The sequence below is a fragment of the Desulfobulbus alkaliphilus genome, assembly GCF_016918545.1.
Taxonomy (GTDB): domain Bacteria; phylum Desulfobacterota; class Desulfobulbia; order Desulfobulbales; family Desulfobulbaceae; genus Desulfobulbus; species Desulfobulbus alkaliphilus.
In genome coordinates, this window is sequence record NZ_JAFFQC010000312.1 from 1 (window position 1) to 426 (window position 426).

Consider the following 426-nt stretch of genomic DNA (forward strand, 5'->3'; position numbering starts at 1 on the left):
GGGCCACCGACCAGGGGGCGTCCATCATCATGTCCGACATCCGCCGACCGGTCCGCACCAGGGAGGCGGTCATGGCGTCGCCGCCGACCAGAACCAGGATCCGCTCGTTCGCCGCCCACGGCCCCGACACGCCCCGCTCGCGCAGGTGGGTCAGAAGCTGGTCGTCCACCGTCTGGGCCGCCCGTCGCAGGGCCAGTTCGCGCAGCGCCGTCAGATTCTCGATCTTGAAGAAGTTCTCGGAGGCCACCCGAGCCGTTTCGGGCACATAGACCTTGCCCTCGGCCAGACGCGCCCGCAGATCCTCGGGTGTGATGTCGATGACCTCGATATCGTCGGCGCCGGTCAGGGCGCTGTCGGGCACGGCCTCGCGCTGGCGCACGCCGGTGATGCGCAGAATGACGTCGGACAGGCTTTCCAGATGCTGGA

At 68.8% G+C, this 426-nt stretch carries 1 pseudogene; it reads right to left on the reverse strand.

What is annotated here, in order from left to right:
• Positions 1–426: pseudogene (locus tag JWG43_RS21000) on the reverse strand (sensor histidine kinase); the annotation flags it as partial.